Genomic DNA, 267 nt, shown 5'->3' with positions numbered 1-267 from the left:
CTTCGTCGGAAGGTTCCGGCACTTGCGGGATAAACGGCTTTAATTTGGTTGTCTGGAGCGAAAGTGTTCCATCGGGATTATTAAAGGCAATAAAACAGCTGCCCACAATCATTTTGTAGCCCATGATGTAGACCAGGTCGCCGAAGTTTAACTTGTGGTTTTTCACCCTCTTGCCATTGACGAAGGTTCCGTTCGTGCTGTTGTTGTCGACGATGCGCCATTCCCCGCCTTGAAACGAAAGTTTGGCATGTCCGGCTGATACAAACC

At 48.7% G+C, this 267-nt stretch carries 1 protein-coding gene; it reads right to left on the bottom strand.

The window, feature by feature from the left end; genetic code table 11:
- Positions 1-267: FHA domain-containing protein (locus RYX56_RS22835; protein WP_317124187.1), on the bottom strand; the 267-nt coding region annotated here is incomplete at both ends.

It is taken from the genome of Alkalihalophilus lindianensis, assembly GCF_032843265.1.
GTDB classification, from domain to species: domain Bacteria; phylum Bacillota; class Bacilli; order Bacillales; family Bacillaceae_D; genus Alkalihalophilus; species Alkalihalophilus lindianensis.
This window is presented reverse-complemented; position numbering and strand designations above follow the sequence as displayed.